Source organism: Pseudomonas sp. MM227, assembly GCF_947090715.1.
Taxonomy (GTDB): Bacteria; Pseudomonadota; Gammaproteobacteria; order Pseudomonadales; family Pseudomonadaceae; genus Aquipseudomonas; species Aquipseudomonas baltica.
In genome coordinates this window covers 1,978,846-2,000,691 of sequence record NZ_OX352319.1, presented here as the reverse complement: position 1 = coordinate 2,000,691, position 21,846 = coordinate 1,978,846, and the positions used below count along the sequence as shown (strand labels likewise).

13 protein-coding genes, 1 other RNA gene and 1 pseudogene are annotated in these 21,846 nt (G+C 64.3%); 6 read left to right on the top strand and 9 right to left on the bottom strand.

What is annotated here, in order from left to right; translation table 11 throughout:
• Positions 1–34 precede the first annotated feature (34 nt).
• The 4 genes and pseudogenes from ONG87_RS09100 to ffs form a co-directional block, all read right to left on the bottom strand.
• Complete coding sequence (locus ONG87_RS09100; protein WP_122800126.1) at positions 35–1,069, bottom strand: NADP-dependent oxidoreductase; 1,035 nt, start codon at positions 1,067–1,069, stop codon at positions 35–37.
• 318 nt (positions 1,070–1,387) lie between these two features.
• Complete coding sequence (locus ONG87_RS09095) at positions 1,388–1,714, bottom strand: YbaB/EbfC family nucleoid-associated protein (protein WP_122478410.1); 327 nt, start codon at positions 1,712–1,714, stop codon at positions 1,388–1,390.
• A 75-nt stretch (positions 1,715–1,789) separates the two neighbouring features.
• A pseudogene (gene dnaX, locus ONG87_RS09090) lies at positions 1,790–4,131 on the bottom strand (DNA polymerase III subunit gamma/tau).
• Between the two features lie 203 nt (positions 4,132–4,334).
• Positions 4,335–4,431, bottom strand: an RNA gene (gene ffs, locus ONG87_RS09085) — signal recognition particle sRNA small type.
• Positions 4,432–4,656: 225 nt separating this feature from the next.
• On the opposite strand from ffs, the gene ONG87_RS09080 reads away from it, so the two are divergent.
• Positions 4,657–5,139 carry a GNAT family N-acetyltransferase gene (locus ONG87_RS09080; RefSeq protein ID WP_192054468.1) on the top strand — a complete coding sequence of 161 codons (483 nt, stop codon included), beginning with the start codon at positions 4,657–4,659 and terminating at the stop codon, positions 5,137–5,139.
• A gap of 314 nt (positions 5,140–5,453) precedes the next feature.
• Here the strand turns inward: ONG87_RS09080 and ONG87_RS09075 are convergent, their stop codons facing one another.
• The 5 genes from ONG87_RS09075 to ONG87_RS09055 form a co-directional block, all read right to left on the bottom strand.
• Positions 5,454–6,620 carry a putative zinc-binding metallopeptidase gene (locus ONG87_RS09075; RefSeq protein ID WP_122478416.1) on the bottom strand — a complete coding sequence of 389 codons (1,167 nt, stop codon included), beginning with the start codon at positions 6,618–6,620 and terminating at the stop codon, positions 5,454–5,456.
• Positions 6,621–7,380: 760 nt separating this feature from the next.
• On the bottom strand, positions 7,381–9,723 hold the full coding sequence (ligA, locus tag ONG87_RS09070) for an NAD-dependent DNA ligase LigA (RefSeq protein WP_264382700.1): 2,343 nt from the start codon (positions 9,721–9,723) through the stop codon (positions 7,381–7,383).
• Positions 9,724–9,969: 246 nt separating this feature from the next.
• Positions 9,970–10,893: a cell division protein ZipA gene (zipA, locus tag ONG87_RS09065; RefSeq protein ID WP_122478420.1), complete on the bottom strand. Its 924-nt coding sequence runs from the start codon at positions 10,891–10,893 to the stop codon at positions 9,970–9,972.
• 192 nt (positions 10,894–11,085) lie between these two features.
• Complete coding sequence (smc, locus tag ONG87_RS09060; protein ID WP_264382699.1) at positions 11,086–14,574, bottom strand: chromosome segregation protein SMC; 3,489 nt, start codon at positions 14,572–14,574, stop codon at positions 11,086–11,088.
• Between the two features lie 2 nt (positions 14,575–14,576).
• Positions 14,577–15,236 carry a GntR family transcriptional regulator gene (locus ONG87_RS09055; protein ID WP_122795688.1) on the bottom strand — a complete coding sequence of 220 codons (660 nt, stop codon included), beginning with the start codon at positions 15,234–15,236 and terminating at the stop codon, positions 14,577–14,579.
• A gap of 246 nt (positions 15,237–15,482) precedes the next feature.
• Here ONG87_RS09055 and xdhA point away from each other — a divergent pair, with 246 nt between their 5' ends.
• The 5 genes from xdhA to ONG87_RS09030 all read left to right on the top strand — a co-directional run bounded on the left by xdhA (position 15,483) and on the right by ONG87_RS09030 (position 21,837).
• Positions 15,483–16,937 (top strand): xanthine dehydrogenase small subunit, encoded by a 1,455-nt coding sequence (xdhA, locus tag ONG87_RS09050; protein WP_264382698.1) that lies wholly within the window; start codon positions 15,483–15,485, stop codon positions 16,935–16,937.
• Complete coding sequence (gene xdhB / locus ONG87_RS09045; RefSeq protein WP_192057226.1) at positions 16,930–19,305, top strand: xanthine dehydrogenase molybdopterin binding subunit; 2,376 nt, start codon at positions 16,930–16,932, stop codon at positions 19,303–19,305. Before xdhA ends, xdhB begins: the two co-directional genes overlap by 8 nt.
• Positions 19,298–20,164: a xanthine dehydrogenase accessory protein XdhC gene (gene xdhC, locus ONG87_RS09040; protein WP_264382697.1), complete on the top strand. Its 867-nt coding sequence runs from the start codon at positions 19,298–19,300 to the stop codon at positions 20,162–20,164. Before xdhB ends, xdhC begins: the two co-directional genes overlap by 8 nt.
• The gene (guaD, locus tag ONG87_RS09035) at positions 20,161–21,468 is read left to right on the top strand and encodes a guanine deaminase (protein ID WP_264382696.1); all 1,308 of its coding nucleotides are present in this window, start codon (positions 20,161–20,163) and stop codon (positions 21,466–21,468) included. The genes xdhC and guaD overlap by 4 nt, the downstream gene beginning before the upstream one ends.
• Before the next feature lie 87 nt (positions 21,469–21,555).
• A complete protein-coding gene (locus tag ONG87_RS09030) occupies positions 21,556–21,837 on the top strand; it encodes a peptidylprolyl isomerase (RefSeq protein WP_122795683.1) in 282 nt (93 codons plus the stop codon).
• Positions 21,838–21,846 lie beyond the last annotated feature (9 nt).

Sequence of the window (21,846 nt, the reverse complement as noted above, 5' to 3'; positions counted from 1 at the left end):
GTTTATACCCGCGCCTCCGGGTCACGTCAAATGCTCAGGCGTCGGAAACCTTGACCACCAGCTTGCCGAAGTTATGCCCTTGCAGCAGGCCGATGAACGCCTCCGGCGCTCGCTCCAGACCGTCGACCACGTCCTCGCGGAACTTGATCTTGCCGTCACGAACCCACGGCACCATGGCAGAGAAGAATTCTGCATGGCGATCGCCAAAGTCGTCGAACACGATGAAGCCCTGCATGCGGATGCGCTTGGTGAGCAAGGTGCGCGGTAACAGCGCGAAGCGGTCCGGACCCTCTGGCAGGTCGGTGGCGTTGTAGCCGGCGATCAGGCCGCACACCGGAATGCGCGCGCGAGCATTGAGCAACGGCATGACGGCGTCAAAGACTTTGCCGCCAACGTTTTCGAAGTAGATGTCGATGCCCTGGTCGCAGGCTTTGGCCAGGTCGTCGGCGAAGGTTTCGCTTTTGTGGTCGACACAGGCATCGAAGCCCAGTTCTTCAACGACGTAGCGGCATTTTTCCGGCCCGCCGGCAATGCCGACGACTTTGAGGCCTTTGATCTTGCCCACCTGCCCCACTACCGATCCGACTGCGCCGGAGGCAGCTGCGACGACCAGGGTTTCGCCTTCCTTGGGCTGGCCAATGTGGGTCAGGCCCATGTAGGCGGTCATGCCGGGCATGCCCAGAACGCCGAGTGCCATGGAGGGGCTGGGGATGCCGGCGGGCAGCGGCGTGAGATTGCTGCCGTCGGAGATGCAGTGGGTCTGCCAGCCGGTCATGCCGACGACCAGATCACCTTCGCGGAACTTGGGGTGCTTGGAAGTTTCTACGCGGCTGACGGTGCCGCCGGTCATGACCTCGTCGATTTCGACCGGTGCGGCGTAGGACGGTGCGTCGCTCATGCGGCCGCGCATGTAGGGGTCCAGGGACAGGTATAGGGTGCGCAGCAGGACTTGCCCGTCTTCAAGATCCGGCAAGGCTTCGCGCTCCAGACGGAAATTCTCCGGCGTCGGCGCCCCGGTTGGACGGGAAGCGAGAACGAAGCGCTGGTTGAGGGTCAGGTCTTGGGACATTGCGGGGTATTCCTTCAGCAAGTGGCTATAGGAAAAGGACAGCATCGGGTGGCGGGATGTTCAACTGGGTGCTGCCTGAGAGGGGGGACGCGGCAAACTTGTGGGAGCGGGCTCTGCCCGCGAAGGGCGCACTGCGGTGTGCCAGACAGACCGCGGCGTGGCTTTCGCGGGCAGAGCCCGCTCCCACAGGGGATGCTTGGAGACTCAAACACTTGAGACTTGCACACTTACACACATGTGCAATTGCACTCTTGGGGATTTGGGGATCTGGGTCACTCAGATACAAAAATGCCAGGCTTGGGGCCTGGCATTTTTGGGTCAGAACGGCATCTTGAAGCCGGGCGGCAGTTGCATCCCCGAGGTCATGCCGGACATCTTGTCCTTGCTGTTGGCTTCGATCTTGCGCACGGCGTCGTTGACGGCGGCGGCAATCAGATCCTCGAGCACGTCCTTGTCTTCCTGCATCAGGCTGTCGTCCAGGCTCACGCGCTTGACGTCGTGACGACCGGTCATTACCACGCTCACCAGGCCTGCGCCCGATTGGCCGGTCACTTCCGCCTTGGCCAACTCTTCCTGCATCTCGGCCATTTTTTCCTGCATCTGCTGGGCCTGCTTCATCAGGCCGGCCATGCCACCTTTCATCATGGGGTTCACCTCAAAGGTCAATGGGTATGACCGCGCAGTGCCGAAGGCGTCCTGCGCGGGCTTGGGTAAGAGCACTTAACGCGTTGGGCCGGCCACCGCCTCGACTGGTTCAATCGTATCGTCGCGAATGATGGCACCGAACTGTTGCAGCATTTGTTGAACGTACGGGTCTTGTTGAATCGACTGTTCGGCATCGGCCTGGCGATTCGCACGCCAGCGCGCGGCGGCCTGCGCCGGGGTTTCCTGTTCCGGGCGGATCAGCTCGATGGTCAGGTTGAGCGTGCGCTGATGATACTGGTTCAGCGCATCGTTCAGGCGCCGCTGCTGGGTGCTGTTGAACAGCGCGCTGTGCGCCGGGTCCAGGTGCAGCAGCCAGTCGTCGCCCTCCACGGCGATCAGGGTACAGTTGGCGGCGATGCTGCCAGTCATCCCCGAGATCGGCAGTTTCGGAAACAGCTCGAGCCATTGCAAAGCCAGCCCGCTCGCTGGCTGCGCGGCGGGCAGCACTTCGGGCTCGGCTTCGACAGGCGTGTGGTGGACGGTTTCACTGGCCAGCTCGTCGAGGTAGCTGTAGGCGGCGCCGTCGGTTTCCGGGGCGTAGTAATCTTCGTCCAGCGGCGGCTCGTCGTCGCGGTCCATGCCGGCTGGTGTGTAATCGGCGGGCTCGGCATCGTCGGCAGGCGGGGCTGTCTGGGTTTCCGGGGCGTCCGGCACGGCACTGGCAGGCGTGGGCGCCGGCATTGGAGTCAATGCGGGCTGCTCGGCGACGACGTCCAGGATCGGTTCCTGGGTGGGCGCAGTTGCGGGCGCGACCGGATCGTTCCAGGGCAGATCGATAACGGGATCGGGGGCTGTCTGGGAATGCGCGGGGGATACTTCGCGGCCGGTGACCGCTCCTACGGGGGGATTCGAGGGCGCGGGCATCTCGTAGGAGCGGTCCGTGGCCGCGAACGGCGCGTCGCGGTCTGTCTGGGTATCCGCAACAGGGCCTTCGCGGCCGCTGACCGCTCCTACGGGGGGATTCGAGGGCGCGGGCATCTCGTCGGAGCGGTCCGTGGCCGCGAACGGCGCGTCGCGGTCTGTCTGGGTATCCGCAACAGGGCCTTCGCGGCCGCTGACCGCTCCTACGGGGGGTTCGAGGGTGCGGGCATCTCGTAGGAGCGGTCCGTGGCCGCGAACGGCGTGACGCGGTCTGCCTGGGCATCCGCAACAGGGCCTTCGCGGCCGCTGACCGCTCCTACGGGGGTTGGAGCTGCCACGGAGTGGGTGGAATCAACTGTGGCCGCGCTGATCCCCACTGTCTTTAGCGGTTGACTGGGCCCGTCGCTGCTGCCTGCGGGGCGGAACGCGAGCATGCGCAGCAGCACCATCTCGAAACCGCCACGCAGCTCCGGGGCCAGTGGCAGGTCGCGACGGCCGATCAAGCCCATCTGATAATAGAACTGCACATCTTCGGCCGGCAGCGCCTGTGCCAGCGCCAGCACCCGTTCGCGATCACCCTGGCCATTGTCTACCGCCTCGGGCAGCGCCTGGGCGATGGCCACGCGGTGCAGCACGTTGAGAATTTCAGCCAGCACGCCATTCCAGTCCGGCCCCTGCTCCGCCAGATGGCGCACGGCCTCGAGCACACCGCGGGCGTCACCTTCGAGCAATGCCTCCAACACGCCGTAAACCTGGCCGTGGTCCAGCGTACCCAGCATCGCCCGAACATCGGCTGCCAGCACCTTGCCTTCGCCAAAGGCAATGGCCTGGTCGGTCAGGCTCATGGCGTCGCGCATGGAGCCATCGGCGGCGCGGCCAAGCAACCACAGCGCGTCGTCCTCGAAGGGTACGTTCTCGACACCCAGCACATGGCTCAAGTGCTCGACCACCCGCTCCGGCGTCATGTTCTTCAAAGAGAACTGCAGGCAGCGCGACAGAATGGTCGCCGGCAACTTCTGCGGATCGGTGGTGGCCAGAATGAATTTGACGTAGGGCGGCGGCTCTTCCAGCGTCTTCAGCAACGCGTTGAACGAGTGCGTGGACAGCATGTGCACTTCGTCGATCAGGTAAACCTTGAAGCGCCCACGGCTGGGTGCGTACTGCACGTTGTCGAGCAGCTCGCGGGTGTCTTCGACCTTGGTACGGCTGGCGGCATCGATCTCGATCAGATCGACGAAGCGACCCTCGTCGATCTCGCGGCAGACCGAGCATTCACCGCACGGCGTTGACGTGATGCCCGTCTCGCAGTTGAGGCACTTGGCGATGATCCGCGCGATGGTGGTCTTGCCCACGCCCCGAGTGCCAGTAAACAGGTAGGCGTGATGCAGCCGCTGGTTGTCCAGCGCATTGATCAATGCCTTGAGCACATGGGTCTGGCCGACCATTTCGCGGAACGAGCGCGGACGCCATTTACGTGCAAGAACCTGATAACTCATCGAAAACCGTCGCGACATGAAAGCGGAAGAGCGCCAATGCTAATGGAGCAGGCCCGAAATTGCATCCGTGCCCTGCGCTATTGCTGAGTTCGCCTGAAAAAACATCGGCAAAGATCAGCGATGGCGAGTTTTCGCCTGGGTATCGGTTTGGGATGGGTGATGCGATGAATCCGTGCGAAGACGAATTCTGAAAGAGGTGGCAACCCTACCAGCCACACCCCGGCACACAATGTTCCCGCTGTGGCTGCTTCCTTCCGGATCTGACCAGGTTCACGGGTAATCGTTGCGGGGGGACCGGCAGGGTCACCATAACGACACTCGCTTGGTAGCGAGCGGGGGCCATTGTACCGGTCCTGACAGAAGTTACAACCCGTTGCGCGAGATAAAATTTGTAGAGCTGTCAGGGACTTGGCGTGGGCTGCTTTGTACGGGACAGCATAGGTGCGGATTGCTTGCGCGCAAGACAAGCGACAGCCGTAATGTGAATTGGTAACGTCGCGACATGTCCCCTGCCTGGTGCTTGCGATGAATGTTCTGACGCCCTACCCCGACTTGTCGCCTACACAGCTGCAGCAATTGATGGATATCGAAATTCGCCCGGAGCAGAAGCAGTATTCCGGGGATGTGGACATGGCGCTGTATACCTTGCTGGGCTGCACCGATGGTGAGATCCAAGGTTTCGCGCTGCTGGTGGATGAGGTGCCGAAAGGATTTCTGCTGCTCAAGCATGGACGATTCGTGCCGGAATGGGCGCATCCGCAGGCGGCGACCTTGCATGCATTGCAGGTGGATCGGCGCATGCAGGGCCGTGGGCTGGGGCGGGCTTGTCTGGAAGGCCTGCCTGATGCAGCGCGGGGTGCGTGGCCTGGGGTGCAACAGCTGGAGTTGTCGGTGGATGCTGACAATGTGGCGGGCATTGGGTTGTACAAGGCGCTGGGATGGGTGGATCGCGGTGAAGCGTACCGTGGACGGATTGGTTATGAGCGCAGGTTCGTGCTTGCGCTCTAGAGACAGCAGCTCTCTTTGCAGCAGCGCTACCCCGCCTTCGTGGGAGCAGGCTCTGCCCGCGAAGGCGTCTTGATGGGCGGTGCACATTTCGGATGAGGCGGTGAATGTGCGGGCCTATTCGCGGGCAGAGCCCGCTCCCACAGGGGTTCGTGGGTAGGCCTGGGATTGTGGCGCTGCAGGAACTTGTGGGAGCGGGCTCTGCCCGCGAAGGCGTTTGAATGGGCGGTGCACATTTCGGATGAGGCGGTAAATGTGCGGGCCTCTTCGCGGGCAGAGCCCGCTCCTACAGGGGGGTGCGGGCATCGGCCGGCGTGTCACACCTGCAGGACGTCATCGGCGCGACCGCCGGCTTCCTGGACGACGACGTGGATGAAGTGCAGCTTGGCGATCACGGCCGGTGGCAGCACGAAGGGGTAGAAGTCGGGCTGACCCATGGCGCGTGAGAGCTCGTTGAGCATGCCGGCCAGTTCGATCCAGGCGTTCACGAACGCGAGGAATGCCGGGCCGCTGGTGTGGTCCGGGTCATACAGGGTGGCCAGGGGGAACGGCGTATAGTCGAGGTCCATTTCCTTGGCGCTCATGCCGAAGCCCAACGCGGTGTCCACCGCGTCCATCATGTGCAGGTAGTGAGCCCAGGTTTCCGCCCAGTCTTCCCATGGGTGCATGGTGGCGTAGGCACTGACGAAGTTCTGTTGCCAATCGGCCGGGGCACCCTGGTCGTAATGGCGCTGCAGCGCGTCGGCGTAGCTTTGGCTTTCATCGCCGAACAGGCGGCGGTAGTCGGCCACCCAGTGAGTGTCGGCGATCAGCCGGTCCCAGTAGTAGTGCCCTACTTCGTGCCGGAAGTGTCCGAGCAGCGTGCGGTACGGTTCGCGCATCTGCACGCGGACCTTTTCCCGGTGGGCGTCGTCGGCTTCCTTGATATCCAGGGTAACCAGGCCATTGGCGTGGCCAGTGGTGGGCGCGTTGCCATTGAGGTCGGTGCCGATGAAGTCGAACGCCAGGCCGGTGGCTTCGTCTTCGGTCTTGGCGATGACCGGCAGGCCGAGGTTGATCAGTTGCGCGATCAGACGGCGCTTGGCTGTTTCAACCTTGCGCCAGTGTTCGGGGTTTTCCGGAATGCTCAGGTCGGGGATGGTCCGGTTCAGGTTGCAGGCGGTGCACAGGGCTGCGGGCCCCTTCTCTGCCGGTACCAGCCAGTTGCAGGCTGCGGGGGTATCGAGGTTGGCGCAGCGGCGGAACAGGCCTGCGTCGGGGGCGGCATGCAGGCGCCAGCTGCCTGCTTCGGGACCTGCGTCGAGAGTGGACAAGACATTCTTGGCCGGCCAGAAACCGAGCAAGGCATTGCATGCCAGGCACTGGCTGTTGCGGAAGAAGATCGACTGTCCGCAGGTGCATTCCCATACCTTGCTGTGACGGTTTTCCGGTTTGGCGAATGGGGCGGTGATTCGGGTGCTGAGTTGTTCGAAAAAACGATACATGGCGATCTCCGGTGGCCTGCCATGACTAGAGCTTGCCGGTGTGGCAAAGGTTTCATTTGCGGTGGAGGTTGGGTGGAAATGCGGATGGGAGGTTGAAGCAGGTCCGTGTAGCAGCGGCGCGAGCCGCGTTGGGGGGATGTCGCAGAACATTGTGGGAGCGGGCTCTGCCCGCGAAGGCGTCTGGATGGGCGGCGTACATTTCGGATGAGGCGGTGAATGTGCGGGCCTCTTCGCGGGCAGAGCCCGCTCCCACAAGGGGATCGTGGGTGATGCCTTGGATCGCAGTGTTGCAGGCCATTGTGGGAGCGGGCTTTGCCCGCGAAGGCGTCTGGATGGGCGGTGCACATTTCGGATGGGGCGGTGAATGTGCGGGCCTCTTCGCGGGCAGAGCCCGCTCCCACAGGGGATCATGGGTGATGCCTTGGATCGTAGTGTTGCAGGCCATTGTGGGAGCGGGCTCTGCCCGCGAAGGCGTCTGGATGGGCGGGCCTCTTCGCGGGCAGAGCCCGCTCCCACAGGGGATCGTGGGTGATACCTTGGATCGTAGTGTCGCAGAACATTGTGGGAGCGGGCTCTGCCCGCGAAGGCGTCTGAATGAGCGGTGCACATTTCGGATGAGGCAGTGAATGTGCGGGCCTCTTCGCGGGCAGAGCCCGCTCCCACAGGGGGGCGGCATAATGAGCTCCACTGAGGCCATCGGCCTGGTCGCTGGGGTTGACGCAGGGGTTGGGGGTGAGCCCCGATACGTCATGTCATGATGTTACATATTGTCAAGAAACTTCAGGAACTGCTCTTCGTCGAGGACCTTGATGCCCAGTTCGCTGGCCTTGGCCAATTTGGAGCCGGCGCCGGGGCCTGCCACCACGGTGTGGGTCTTGGCGGAAACCGAGCCGGAGACCTTGGCCCCAAGGGCTTCGAGCCTCTGCTTGGCTTCGTCGCGGCTCATCTGCTCCAGCGAGCCGGTCAGTACCCACGTCTGCCCCGCCAGGGGCAGGCCTTCGACGACTTTTTTCTCGCTCGCCCAGTGCATGCCGAAGGCTTGCAACTGCGCTTCCACGGCCTTGGCCGTCTCGGCGTTGCGCGGCTCCTTGAAGTACTCGCGCACCGCCTCCGCCTGCCGGGCGTTGAGCGCCTGGCGCAGGTCGATGCCGTCGGCGGCGATGATCTGGTCCAGGCTGCCCAGCTTGGCCACCAGCTTCTCGGCGCCAGTCGGCCCTACCGAATTGATCTCCAGCTTGGCGATCATGCCGGCCAGGGTGGTGCTGGCGGCGTACTCGGGGTGTACATCGCCCTCCTCCTGCAACTGCAGGCCGCGCTCGAGCAATTGCTGGATGACGCTGCGGTTGTGCGGGTCTTCGAAGAAGCTGTGGATCTCGAAGGCCACTTCCAGGCCGACGTCCGGCAGATAAGTCAGCACCTGCGGCAGCGCTTCGCTGACGCGCTGCAACGAGCCCAGCGAGCGTGCCAACACCTTGGCCGTTTCCTCGCCCACGTCGGGGATGCCCAAGGCATAGATGAAGCGTGCCAGGCTCGGCTGCTTGCTGTCGGCGATGGCCTTGAGCAGGTTGTTGCTGGACACCTCGGCGAAGCCGTCCAGCTTGACCACGTCGTCGAACTGCAGCGTGTAGAGGTCGGCGGGCGAACTGACCAGGCCTTCGTCGACCAACTGCTCGACGCTCTTTTCACCGAGCCCGTCGATGTCCATCGCTCGCCGCGAGACGAAATGTATGATCGCCTGCTTGAGTTGCGCACCACAGGCCAACCGCCCGACACAGCGATAGACCGCGCCTTCGCTGACCGTCTGCTTGCCCTTGCTGCGCTTGACCAGCTGGGTGCGCTCGACATGGGAGCCGCACACCGGGCAGGTTTCCGGCACCTGAACCGCACGGGCGTTGTCCGGCCGACGCTCGACCACCACCTGCATGACCTGGGGAATGACGTCACCGGCGCGACGGATGATCACGGTATCGCCGATCATCAGGCCCAGGCGCGCCACTTCGTCCATGTTGTGCAGGGTAGCGTTGGCCACCGTGACCCCTGCCACCTTGACCGGCTTGAGCCGCGCCACGGGTGTAACGGCGCCGGTGCGGCCCACCTGAAATTCCACGTCGAGCAGTTCGGTGAGCTCTTCCATGGCGGGGAATTTATGGGCAATCGCCCAACGCGGCTCGCGCGCGCGAAAGCCCAGCTCGCGCTGAGAGGCCACGCTGTTGACCTTGAACACCACACCGTCGATTTCATAGGGCAGCTGGGTTCGGCGGGCGCCGATGTCGTGGTAGTACTCCAGGCACTGCTCGATGTTTTCCGCGACCTTGAGTTCGCGACTGATCGGCATGCCCCATTTCTTGAGCTGTTCGAGGTTGCCGGTGTGGGTGGTGGCGATGTCTTCGGTAACTTGGCCGATGCCGTAGCAGCAGAACTCCAGGGGACGGCTGGCGGTGATCTTCGAGTCGAGCTGACGCAGGCTGCCGGCCGCAGCGTTGCGCGGGTTGGCGAAGGTCTTGCCGCCGACTTCCATCTGGCTGGCGTTGAGCCGCTCGAAGCCGGCCTTGGACATGTAAACCTCGCCGCGCACTTCCAGCACCGGTGGCCAGCCACTGCCGTGCAGCTTGAGCGGGATGTTGCGGATGGTGCGCACGTTGACACTGATGTCTTCGCCGGTGGTGCCATCGCCGCGGGTGGCGCCGCGAACCAGGGCGCCGTCCTGATACAGCAGGGAGACAGCCAGGCCGTCGAGCTTGGGTTCGCAGCTGTAGTGGATGGCCGCGCCGCTGCCGAACAGATCACCGGTGGGCAGGTCGAGGCCTTCGGTGACGCGGCGGTCGAATTCACGCAGGTCGACTTCTTCGAAGGCGTTGCCCAGGCTGAGCATGGGGATCTCGTGGCGCACCTGGGAGAACGCGGTCAATGCAGCGTTGCCAACGCGCTGCGTGGGCGAGTCGGGGGTGACCAGCTCGGGGTGGGCGGCTTCGAGCGCTTTCAGTTCATGGAACAGACGGTCGTATTCGGCGTCGGGGATGCTGGGTTCGTCGAGCACGTGGTAACGGTAATTGTGCTGGTCAAGTTCGGCACGCAGTTCGAGGATACGGGTGGCGTCGGTCATGATCGGTTCTCGCTTGAAGCAAAAGAGCAGCCTGGGCTGCTCTTGGGTTGGATCCGGGTTTGGCGGTGGGGCCTTTGCAGGCGCTGTTCACAGGGAAAGCCGGGGGAACCGGCAAGTCCGCGGTGATGCCTTCGCGGGCAGAGCCCGCTCCCACACAGGAAGCAGGGCCTGTTCCCACTGGCCGGCTCCCACAGAAAGGGGCCAGAGCCTGTCACCACAGAGGAGCAGGCTGCGGCAGTATCGGACTTACCGCTTGTGAGTCATGGCGCGGCGTTCGAATTCGACGATGCGCTGGCGGTAGTGCTCGATGGTCTGCGCGGTCAATACGCTGCGCTGGTCGTCCTTCAACTCGCCGTCTAGTTCATGGGCCAGCTTGCGCGCCGCAGCCACCATCACGTCGAAGGCCTGCTTGGGATGACGCGGGCCTGGCAGACCGAGGAAGAAGCTCACGGCACGGGTGCTGAAATGGTCGATATCGTCCAGATCGAAGATGCCCGGCTTGACCGCATTGGCCATGGAGAACAGCACTTCGCCATTGCCGGCCATGCTTTCGTGACGATGGAAAATGTCCATTTCGCCGAAGCGCAGGCCGCTTTCCAGGATGTTCTGCAGCAGCGCAGGGCCGCGGAAGCCGCTCTCGCTGCGCGAGATGACGCTGATCACCAGCACCTCCTCAACCGGTGGCAGGTCTTTCTCCACGGCCGGGGCACCGCTGCTGGAAAACCCCTTGCCCTCGCTGGCGAAATCGTCGTGGGCGTCACGCGCCGCTTTCATCGCAGGCTGCGGTTTGGCCGGCTTGGGCTCGCGTGCAGGCTTGGTCGGCCGGGCCTCGCGGGGCTCCTTGATCTCGTCCGGCTCCACGGCCAGGTTGAGATCAGCGTGGTCGGCCGACGGCTCGCGCTTGGCACGCTGGTTGCCGCCGTCGCGCTGGGCGCTCATGGACGGCAGGTCATGCTCATCCAGTTGCGGCTCTTTATGAGCATCGAGTACGCGAGGCGGACCGAGCACTTCGGCGCCCGTGTCTTCCTCGGGAAGGTTGTTGATGTTGCGATCCAGGCGAAACTTGAGCTTGCCCTTGCCGCCACGCATCCGGCGCCAGCCGTCGAAAAGAATACCGGCAATGACAATGATGCCGATGAGGATCAGCCACTCGCGCAGACCGATTTCCATGTAATCCCGTGCCTCTATAAAAATGCTGAAAAATAAAGGGTGTGAACCCTCTTTAAGACGTGGCGCCAACTGTATGTTCTGACAGGCGTTTTCCCACGCGTAAACAAGACTTTGGTAAAACTAGCACGACCAGAAACAACTTTACACCGTCTGTCGCATTTGGCTCGATTTTAACGCCATGATAAGGGTTTTTCAGGCCTCGACCATGGCCAATGCCTCTTCCACGTCCACGGCCACCAGTCGCGAGCAACCGGGTTCGTGCATGGTCACCCCCATCAACTGATCGGCCATCTCCATGGCGATTTTGTTGTGGGTGATATAGATGAACTGCACCGTCTGCGACATCTCTTTCACCAACCGCGCGTAACGACCAACGTTGGCGTCGTCCAACGGTGCATCGACTTCGTCGAGCATGCAGAACGGCGCCGGATTCAGTTTGAAGATAGCGAAAACCAGGGCCAGTGCGGTCAAGGCTTTCTCTCCACCGGAGAGCAAATGAATGGTGCTGTTCTTCTTGCCGGGCGGGCGCGCCATGATCGTCACCCCTGTATCGAGTAAATCTTCGCCCGTCAGTTCCAGATAAGCACTGCCACCACCGAAAACTTTTGGAAAAAGTGCCTGCAAACCGGCATTGATCTGGTCAAAGGTGTCCTTGAAGCGGCTGCGGGTTTCCTTGTCGATCTTGCGAATGACGTTTTCCAGGGTGTCCAGCGCTTCGGCCAGATCGGCGTTTTGCGCATCAAGATAGCGCTTGCGCTCGGATTGCTGCTGGTATTCGTCGATGGCCGCGAGGTTGATCGCGCCCAGGCGCTGGATGCGCCCGTCGATACGCTGCAGTTCTTCCTCGGCCTCCTGCTCGCTGGCCAACACGTCGAGGGTGGCGAGCACGCCGTGCAGGTCGTAGCCGTCGGCCTGCAGCTGCTCCTGCAGGGTCTTGCGCCGCACGCTGAGCCCCTGCCACTCCAGGCGGTGCTGTTCCAGCTGGCCGCGCAACAGCTGGCTCTGCTGCTCGGCCTGGGTGCGACGTTTTTCGACCTCGCGCAGCTCGCGATCGGCATCGTCCAGTGCCAGCCGCGCGTGACGCATTTCTTCGTCGACGGCCATGCGCTGTTCGAGCAGGCCTTCGAGGTCCAGGCGCAGTTCTTCGAGCGGGGCCTCGCCCTCCTCCAGGTTCAGACTCAATTGTTCGCGTTTCTCGCCCAAACGCTCGGCCTGCAATTGCAGGCGTTCCAGCGCCTGGCCAGTGGAGTCGTGCTGGGCGCGCAGCGAGCCCAGGCGAACCGCCAACTGATGCGCGCGATCCTTGTGCTGGCGGGCGTCCTGGCGAATGCGCTCCAGGCCTTCGCGCAGGCTGTCGCGCTGCGCCATGAGCTGTTCGCGCTGTTCGGTGTCGGTGGCCATGGCGTCGAGCGCGTCCTGCAACTGCAGGCGCGACTCACCGAGCTGCTCGTGTTCCAGGGCGCGCTGTTCGGCCAGTTCGCCGAGTTCTTCGTCGAGGCGCCGACGACGCAGCGCCAGCTGCTCGGCCCTGGCCCGGCTCGCCGAGAGCGTGGCCTTGAGCTCGCCCTGCTGACGGTTTTCATTCTGGATGCGGCGGCGCAGCTGTTCGCGCAGCTGTTCCTGGGCATCCTGCCGTTCACGGCAGGCCGCAAGCTGTTCCTGCAATTGCGCCAAGCCTGCTTCGCGGGACTCGACGTCCAACTGCAGGGCCTGCAGCTCCTGCCCGCGGGCCAGAACCCCGCGGCTGGCGTCGTTGCCACGGCTGACGCGCAGAAAGTGCCGACCCAGCCAATAGCCGTCCTGGCTGACCAGGCTCTCGCCGGCGGCCAATTGGCTGCGCTGGGCCAGCGCGGTGTCGAGGTCGGCGACCGTTCGCACCCCCGCGAGCCAGGGGCTCAGGTCGACCTGGCTGTGAACCTTGTGCAGCAGACTGTCTGGCAAGCCTACGGCGCCCGCAGCCGCACTGATCAGGCGCAGTTCGCCCTGATCGAAGCCGGCCAGGTCGAGGCCTTGCAGATCATCGACCAGCACTGCCTGGAGATCGGCGCCCAACACGGTTTCCACCGCCAGCTCCCAGCCAGGCTCGACGCGCAGCCCTTCGGCCAGGCGCGGATGGCCGGCCAGCCCCTGTTGATCCAGCCACTGCGCGGTGCCCGTGCCCGGATCCAGCGCGGCCTGCTGCAAAGCCTCGAGGGAAGCCAGGCGGCCATTGAGCCGCTGCAGCTCGCCCTGGGCCTGTTGCTGGGCCTGGGTCGCCTGTTGCAGTTGCTGACGGGTAGCGTCCAGCTGTTCGGCCTGTTGCCGTTCCTCGGCGGTCCACTCTTCGATGAGCATTTCGCTGCTGGCCAGCTGTTCGGCCAGTTCGAGAATGGCCGCGTCTTCAGGGTCGGCCGCCAGCAGTTCGCGCTCTTCGCTGTGGCGCCGCTGCCGCTCGGCCAGGCGCTGCATCGAGAGTTCGAGCTGGGCGATGCGCGCCTGCTGAACTTCGGCCAGGCGCCGTGGCTCGGCCGAGTCAGTGTTGAACCGGTCCCACTGCTCCTGCCAACCGTGCATGCGGGTTTCCGCTTCTTCCAGCGCCGCCGCCGCTTCTTCGGCGGCGGCACTGCTGATTGCCTGCTCGGGCTCGAGCATGTCCAGCTCTTCGCCCAGGGTCGCCAGCAGGGTCTGGTCGTGGCCCAGGTGCGATTCGGTTTCCAGGCGAGCGCGTTCGGCTTCCTTGAAATCGTCCTGCAGTTGGCGCAGGCGCTGCTGGCCGTGCTGGATGTTCTGCTCGACCCGGGCGATGTCACCGCCCACGGAATAGAAGCGCGCCTGCACGGTATTGAAGCGTTCGGACAGCTCGTGATGGCCATCGCGCAGGCGCTCGATGCCCGCATCGGCGTTGCGCTGTTCTGCCACCAGCGCTTCGAAGGCCACCTCCTGATCGGCGATGACCGCTTCGCGCTGGCCCACCTGCTCGTTCAGGGTTTGCCAGCGCAAGGCCGACAGCTGCGCCTTGAGCTGGCGTTCCTCGGCTTTGTACTGCTGGTATTTCTCGGCCGCCTGGGCCTGGCGGTGCAGGCGTTCGAGCTGGCGTTCCAGCTCTTCGCGCAGGTCGGTCAGGCGCGCCAGGTTCTCGTGGGTACGGCGAAGGCGACTTTCGGTCTCGCGGCGGCGCTCCTTGTACTTGGAGATGCCGGCGGCTTCCTCGATGAAGTTGCGCAGGTCTTCGGGCTTGGCCTCGATCAGCTTGGAGATCATGCCCTGCTCGATGATCGAGTAGCTGCGCGGGCCCAGGCCGGTGCCGAGAAAGATGTCGGTGATGTCGCGGCGCCGACACTTGGTGCCGTTCAGGTAATAGGTGTTCTGGCTTTCGCGGGTGACCTTGCGCCGGATCGAGATTTCCGCGTAGGCCGCGTACTCGCCCACCAGCGTGCTGTCGCTGTTGTCGAACACCAGCTCGATGCTGGCCTGGCTGACCGGCTTGCGGCTGGTGGAGCCGTTGAAGATGACGTCGGTCATCGACTCGCCGCGCAGGTTCTTCGCCGAGCTCTCGCCCATGACCCAGCGCACGGCGTCGATGATGTTGGACTTGCCGCAACCGTTGGGCCCGACCACGGCAGCCATGTTGCTGGGGAAGTTGACTGTGGTCGGGTCGACGAACGACTTGAACCCGGCCAGGCGAATACACTTGAGGCGCATGCTCAGCGCGCCGCCAGGGCGCTGAGCACCAGTTCGCAGCTGCGCTGGCAGTATTCGCCGAGGACCTTGCGGATGAGCTGCGGATCGCGCGCGGAAACCGCCTGCAGCAGCCGCCCGAACAAGGCCAGGTATTCGCTCATCGAGGCCTTGCGCTGCTCCAGCGCCAGGTAATAGGTGCGGTTCATGGCCGGCTGGAGGTTCTCGATGGTTTCCTGCAGGTACGGGTTGTTGGCGAACGGATAGGCGGCGCGCATGACGTTGAAGCTGTCCTCGACGAAGGCGTTGATGTCCTGGCGCTCGTAGCTGGTCTGCAGGCGTTGCTGGATGACCAGGAACGGTGCGAGGTCGGCCTCGGTCTGCCAGCGCTGGGCCACGGCGTCGCCGAGCATGATGTACATCTCGCCCATCAGGGCACAGAGGCTGCGCACCTTGTGCTCGGTGAGTTCGCTGACCTGGGCGCCGCGCCGCGGCAGGATCTCGACCAGGTGGCGGCGCTCGAGAATCAACAGGGCTTCGCGCACCGAGCCGCGGCTGACGTTCAGCGCCTGGGTGACCTTGAGTTCCTGAATGCGCTCGGCCGGCTTGAGCTCACCGCTGATGATGCGCTCGGCCAGATGATGGGCAATTTGCTCGGCGAGGCTGTCCGGCGCCTTGAACGTCATGGGTTTCCTTCGACAATCGGTAATCGGCAAGCTGTGATCAAAGCATGCGGCGCAGTGTACTCCAATTGAACGGCAAAGGCGGCAGTTGGCACGGATGTGGCTTGGCAAAAGCAGGACTGCCGGGGTGCAGGCAACGGGTTCGCGAAACTTCCTGACCCGCAGGTCAGCTAATCGTTGACCCCTTCCCGGCCGCCGCATAGATTCTGCTCAAGGCAGACCCAAGAATCAGGTGTCGTGAGGCCATCCGTGATCCAGTTTCTCTTGAATCAACAGCTGCATACCGAGCATGCCCTGGACCCGAATCTGACCGTGCTCGACTACCTGCGCACCGATCTGGCGCGGCCAGGCACCAAAGAGGGGTGCGCCAGCGGCGATTGCGGTGCGTGCACGGTAGTGATCGGCGAACTGGTGGAAGACGGTGCGCAGACGCATATACGCTATCGCAGCAGCAACGCCTGCCTGACCTTCGTCGCCAGCCTGCACGGCAAGCAGCTGCTCAGTGTCGAGGACCTCAAGCATCAGGGCCGTCTGCACAGCGTGCAGCAGGCCATGGTCGATTGCCATGGCTCGCAGTGCGGGTTCTGCACCCCGGGTTTCGTCATGTCGCTGTTTGCCCTGCAGAAGAACCAACCCCAGGCCAGCCGCGAGCAGGCCTGCGAAGCACTGGCCGGCAACCTGTGCCGCTGCACCGGCTACCGGCCGATTCTCGACGCCGCGGCCCAGGCCTGCGGCGGACCTGCACTGCCCGATCAGTTCGACAGCCAACAGGCGCAGACCATCGCCAGGCTGAAAACCATTGCACCGGCGCACACCGACGAACTCCACGGCGGCAACAACCGCTGCCTGGTGCCCTTGACCGTGGCCGATCTGGCCGAGCTGTACAGCGAGCAGCCCGAAGCACGACTGCTGGCCGGCGGCACCGACCTGGCGCTGGAGGTCACCCAGGCGCACCGGGTGCTGCCGGTGATGATCTACGTGGGCCACGTAGCCGAGATGAAGCGCATCGAGACGTTCGACGACCGCCTCGAGATCGGCGCGGCCACGCCGCTGACCGACTGCTATCAGGCACTGGCGCACGAGTACGCGGATTTCGGCCACCTGCTGCACCGCTTCGCCTCGTTGCAGATCCGCAACCAGGCCACCCTGGGCGGGAACATCGGCAATGCGTCGCCGATCGGTGATACCCCGCCGCTGCTGCTGGCCCTGGGCGCACAGGTGGTACTGCGCAAAGGCTCGCGCAGCCGCACCCTGCCCCTGCAGGACTATTTCATCGACTACCGCATCACCGCTCGCGAAGACGGCGAGTTCATCGAGAAGGTCATCGTGCCCCGCGCCGACCCGCGCCGGGCTTTCCGCGCCTACAAGGTGTCGAAACGCCTGAACGATGACATTTCCGCGGTTTGCGCCGCGTTCGACCTGTTGATCGAAGACGGTGTGGTGCACGAGGTGCGCGCCGCCTTTGGCGGCATGGCGGCAATTCCCAAACGCGCTGCGGCCTGCGAATCGGCACTGCTCGGCAAGCCCTGGAACAAGGCCAGCGTCGAGGCCGCCTGCGCCGCCCTGGCCGAGGACTTCACACCGCTGTCGGATTTTCGCGCGAGCAAGCAGTACCGCCTGCTGACCGCACAGAACCTGCTGCGCAAGTGTTTCCTCGAGCTGCAGTCGCCACACATTCAAACGCGGGTGAGCGCCCATGTCTGAGCATCCAGCGCCCGACAGCCAGGCACGCATGGCTGAACTGTTCGCCCAGGGCCTGACCACCGGCGTTGGCCGGGGCGTCAAGCACGACAGCGCCGACAAGCACGTCACCGGTGAGGCGGTGTACATCGACGACCGCCTGGAATTCCCCAACCAGCTGCACGTGTACGCCCGGCTTTCCGACCGTGCCCACGCGCGCATCGTGCGCATCGACACGTCGGCCTGCTACACCATTCCCGGCGTGCGCCTGGCGATCACCCACGAGGACATTCCCGGCCTCAAGGACATCGGCCCGCTGCTGCCGGGCGACCCGCTGCTGGCGATCGACAAGGTCGAGTTCGTTGGCCAGCCGGTGCTGGCCGTGGCGGCGCGCGACCTCGACAGCGCCCGCCGCGGGGCGATGGCCGCCGTGATCGAGTACGAAGATCTGCCGCCGGTGCTGGACGTGGTCGAGGCGCTGCGGCAGAAGCATTTCGTGCTCGACAGCCACACCCACCAGCGCGGTGATTCGGCGACCGCTCTGGCCAGCGCCACCCATCGCCTGCAGGGCAGCCTGCACATCGGTGGCCAGGAGCATTTCTACCTGGAGACGCAGATCAGCTCGGTGATGCCCACCGAGGACGGCGGCATGATCGTCTACTGCTCGACGCAGAACCCCACCGAGGTGCAGAAGCTGGTGGCCGAAGTGCTGGGCGTGTCGATGAGCCAGGTGGTGGTGGACATGCGCCGCATGGGTGGCGGCTTCGGCGGCAAGGAAACCCAGGCGGCCAGCCCGGCCTGTCTGTGCGCGGTGGTGGCGCACCTGACCGGGCAGCCGACCAAGATGCGCCTGCCGCGGGTCGAGGACATGCTCATGACCGGCAAGCGCCACCCCTTCTACATCGAGTACGACGTCGGTTTCGACGACAGCGGGCGCCTGCACGGTATCAACTTGGACTTGGCCGGCAACTGCGGCTACTCCCCTGACCTGTCGGCATCCATCGTCGACCGGGCGATGTTCCATGCCGACAACGCCTATTACCTGGGCGACGCCACCATCAATGGCCACCGCTGCAAGACCCACACCGCGTCGAACACCGCCTACCGTGGCTTCGGCGGCCCCCAGGGCATGGTCGCCATCGAGGAAGTGATGGACCGCATCGCCCGCCATCTGGCCCTCGACCCGCTGGCGGTTCGCAAGGCCAACTACTACGGCAAGACCGAGCGCAACGTCACCCACTACTATCAGACGGTGGAGCACAACCTGCTCGAAGAGATCACCGCCGAGCTCGAAGCCAGCTGCGACTATGGCCCGCGCCGCGAGGCGATCCGCGCGTTCAACGCCGACAGCCCGATATTGAAGAAAGGCCTGGCACTGACGCCGGTGAAGTTCGGTATCTCGTTCACCGCCAGCTTCCTCAACCAGGCCGGGGCGCTGATCCATATCTACACCGACGGCAGCATTCACCTGAACCACGGCGGCACCGAAATGGGCCAGGGCTTGAACGTCAAGGTCGCGCAGGTGGTGGCCGAGGTGTTCCAGGTCGATATCGGCCGCATCCAGATCACCGCGACCAATACCGACAAGGTGCCCAACACCTCCCCCACCGCGGCTTCCAGTGGCGCCGACCTGAACGGCAAGGCGGCGCAGAACGCCGCGCTGATCCTCAAGCAGCGGCTGGTGGAGTTCGCCGCCCGGCATTATCGGGTCAGTGAAGAAGACGTGGCGTTCAGCAACGGCCACGTGCGCGTACGGGACCAGTTGCTGACGTTCCAGAGCCTGGTGCAGCAGGCGTGGATGGGCCAGGTGTCGCTGTCCAGCACCGGTTATTACAAGACGCCGAAGATCCACTACGACCGCAGCCTGGCGCGTGGCCGACCGTTCTACTATTTCGCCTACGGCGCGGCGTGCTGCGAAGTGCTGATCGACACCCTGACCGGCGAGTACAAGCTGTTGCGCACCGATATCCTGCATGACGTCGGCGCCTCGTTGAACCCGGCCATCGACCTCGGCCAGGTGGAAGGCGGCTTCCTGCAAGGAGTGGGCTGGCTGACGTGCGAGGAACTGGTGTGGAGCGACCAAGGCAAGCTGCTGACCAGCGGGCCGGCCTCGTACAAGATTCCGGCGGTGGCCGACATGCCACAGGATCTGCGCGTGCACCTGGTTGAGAACCGCAAGAACCCGGAAGACACGGTGTTCCATTCCAAGGCCGTGGGCGAGCCGCCGTTCATGCTGGGCATCGCCGCCTGGTGCGCGATCAAGGACGCCGTGGCGAGCCTGGGTGATTACCGCCTGCAACCGAACATCGACGCCCCCGCCACCCCGGAACGGGTGCTCTGGGGCTGCGAGCAGATGCGCAAGGCGACCGAGGGGAGCACTGCCCATGACTGACTGGATCGGCGCGCTGGCCGAGCATCAGGCCCGCGGTGAAGCCTGCGTGCTGGTGACCATCATCGAAGAAAAGGGCTCTACGCCGCGCAACGCCGGGGCCAAGATGGTGGTCAGTGCCACCGCCCTGTACGACACCATCGGCGGCGGTCATCTGGAGTACAAGTGCCTGCACATCGCTCGACAGATGCTCGCCGAAGGCACCCGCGCCACGCGCCTGGAACGCTTCAGCCTGGGCGCCAGCCTGGGCCAATGCTGCGGCGGTGGCACGGTGCTGCTGTTCGAGCCCATGCTGCAGGCGCAGGCCCAAGTGGTGGTGTTCGGCGCTGGCCACGTCGGCCGCGCGCTGGTGCCCCTGCTGGCGAGCCTGCCGTGCCGGGTGCGTTGGGTCGATTCGCGGGCCGACGAGTTCCCGCCGAGCCTGCCCGATGGGGTCTGCCAGGTGATCACCGACGAGCCGGTGGATGAAGTGGCGAGCCTGCCGGCGGGCAGCTACTGCATCGTCATGACCCACGACCACTCGCTCGATCTGGAGTTGACCCGGGCCATTCTCGAACGCAACGATTTCACCTGGTTCGGCCTGATCGGCTCGGCCACCAAGCGCGCCCGCTTCGAGCATCGCCTGCGCGACCGCGGCATCGCGCCCAGTGTAGTGCAGCGCATGCGCTGCCCCATGGGCCTGGCGGCAGTGAAAGGCAAGCTGCCGATGGAAATCGCCGTTTCCATCGCCGCCGAGATCATCGCCACCTACAATGCGCACTTTGGCGCCCGCGCCGAGCCGGGGACAGCCAGCTCGCCGGAGGTCGCCCAACTGCTGCCGCGCTCGCGCCGCAGCCCCGTTACCTTGAGAGATGCACCATGAGCCTTACCCGCAAAGCCTATCGCGCCGCGATCCTGCACAGCCTCGACGACCCTGCCCTGGTCGGTGTCCAGGCCTCCTACCAATACTTCGCCGATGGCGTGCTGGTGGTGGAGGACGGTCGCATCCTGGCGCTGGGCGCGGCCGACGAGGTGCTGCCGACCCTGCCGGCCACCATCGAGCTCACTCATTACCCGGATGCCTTGATCACCCCCGGTTTCATCGACACCCACATTCATTTTCCACAGACCGGCATGGTCGGTTCCTATGGCGAGCAACTGCTGGACTGGCTGAACGAGTACACCTTCCCGTGCGAAGGCCAGTTCAGCGACAAGGCCCATGCCGACCAAGTGGCGGATATCTTCCTCAAGGAACTGCTGCGCAACGGCACCACCACCGCGCTGGTGTTCGGCAGCGTTCACCCCGAATCGGTCGACGCCCTGTTCGAAGCCGCCGAGGCCCTGGACCTGCGGCTGATCGCCGGCAAGGTGATGATGGACCGCAACGCCCCGGACTACCTGACCGACACCGCCCAGAGCAGCTATGCCCAGAGCAAGGCGCTGATCGAGCGCTGGCACGGCAAGGGCCGCCTGCACTACGCGGTGACGCCACGCTTCGCGCCGACCAGCAGCGAGGCGCAGTTGACCCTGGCCGGGCAATTGCTGCGCGAATACCCGGACGTCTATCTGCAGACCCACATCAGCGAGAACCTCAAGGAAATCGAGTGGGTCAAGGCGCTGTTCCCCGAGCGGCGCAACTACCTGGATGTGTACGACCATTACCAACTGCTCGGCGAGCGCTCGGTGCTGGCCCACGGCGTGCACCTGTGCGACGAGGAATGCCAGCGCCTGGCCGAGACCGGCTCGGCCATCGCCTTCTGCCCCACCTCGAACCTGTTCCTGGGCAGCGGCCTGTTCAACCTGCCTCAGGCCGAGCGTTTCAAGGTCAATGTCGGCCTGGGCACCGACGTCGGCGGCGGTACCAGCTTCTCGCTGCTGCAGACCCTGAACGAGGCGTACAAGGTCATGCAGTTGCAGGGTGAAAAGCTCAACCCGTTCAAGTCGCTGTACCTGGCGACCCTGGGCGGCGCCCGCGCACTGCGCCTGGAAGACCGCATCGGCACGCTGCAACCAGGCACCGACGCCGACTTCGTGGTGCTCGACTACCACGCCACGCCGCTGCTGAGCTATCGCATCGGCCAGGCCAAGACCTTCGAGGAAGTGCTGTTCGTGCTGATGACCCTGGGCGACGACCGCGCGGTGCTGCAGACCTACGCCGCAGGGCGCCGGGTGCACAGCCGCGACTGATCGCTGCGGACATTCACATGGAACTTTTGCAGGAAAATGCCCCCTCAATCGGGTACCCTGCCCACTTTTTCAGAAAGGAGAATCACCATGGCTAAAGCCACTGCCCGCCACATCCTGGTCGCCGACGAAGCCAAGTGCAACGACCTCAAGTCCCAGATCGAAGGCGGCGCCGATTTCGCAGAGATCGCCAAGGCCAACTCCACCTGCCCCTCCAGCCGCCAAGGTGGCGACCTGGGTTCGTTCGGCCCAGGCCAGATGGTCAAGGAATTCGACACCGTCGTGTTCAGCGCGCCGATCAACGTCGTGCAGGGCCCGGTGAAGACCCAGTTCGGTTACCACCTGCTGGAAGTCACCAGCCGTCAGGACTGATCAGTCCGC

Coding starts and splice junctions, on each gene's coding strand:
- ONG87_RS09100 (WP_122800126.1), bottom strand. CDS start 1,069: ATGTCCCAAGACCTGACCCTCAACCAGCGCTTCGTTCTCGCTTCCCGT.
- ONG87_RS09095 (WP_122478410.1), bottom strand. CDS start 1,714: ATGATGAAAGGTGGCATGGCCGGCCTGATGAAGCAGGCCCAGCAGATG.
- ONG87_RS09080 (WP_192054468.1), top strand. CDS start 4,657: ATGAATGTTCTGACGCCCTACCCCGACTTGTCGCCTACACAGCTGCAG.
- ONG87_RS09075 (WP_122478416.1), bottom strand. CDS start 6,620: ATGTATCGTTTTTTCGAACAACTCAGCACCCGAATCACCGCCCCATTC.
- ligA (WP_264382700.1), bottom strand. CDS start 9,723: ATGACCGACGCCACCCGTATCCTCGAACTGCGTGCCGAACTTGACCAG.
- zipA (WP_122478420.1), bottom strand. CDS start 10,893: ATGGAAATCGGTCTGCGCGAGTGGCTGATCCTCATCGGCATCATTGTC.
- smc (WP_264382699.1), bottom strand. CDS start 14,574: ATGCGCCTCAAGTGTATTCGCCTGGCCGGGTTCAAGTCGTTCGTCGAC.
- ONG87_RS09055 (WP_122795688.1), bottom strand. CDS start 15,236: ATGACGTTCAAGGCGCCGGACAGCCTCGCCGAGCAAATTGCCCATCAT.
- xdhB (WP_192057226.1), top strand. CDS start 16,930: ATGTCTGAGCATCCAGCGCCCGACAGCCAGGCACGCATGGCTGAACTG.
- xdhC (WP_264382697.1), top strand. CDS start 19,298: ATGACTGACTGGATCGGCGCGCTGGCCGAGCATCAGGCCCGCGGTGAA.
- guaD (WP_264382696.1), top strand. CDS start 20,161: ATGAGCCTTACCCGCAAAGCCTATCGCGCCGCGATCCTGCACAGCCTC.
- ONG87_RS09030 (WP_122795683.1), top strand. CDS start 21,556: ATGGCTAAAGCCACTGCCCGCCACATCCTGGTCGCCGACGAAGCCAAG.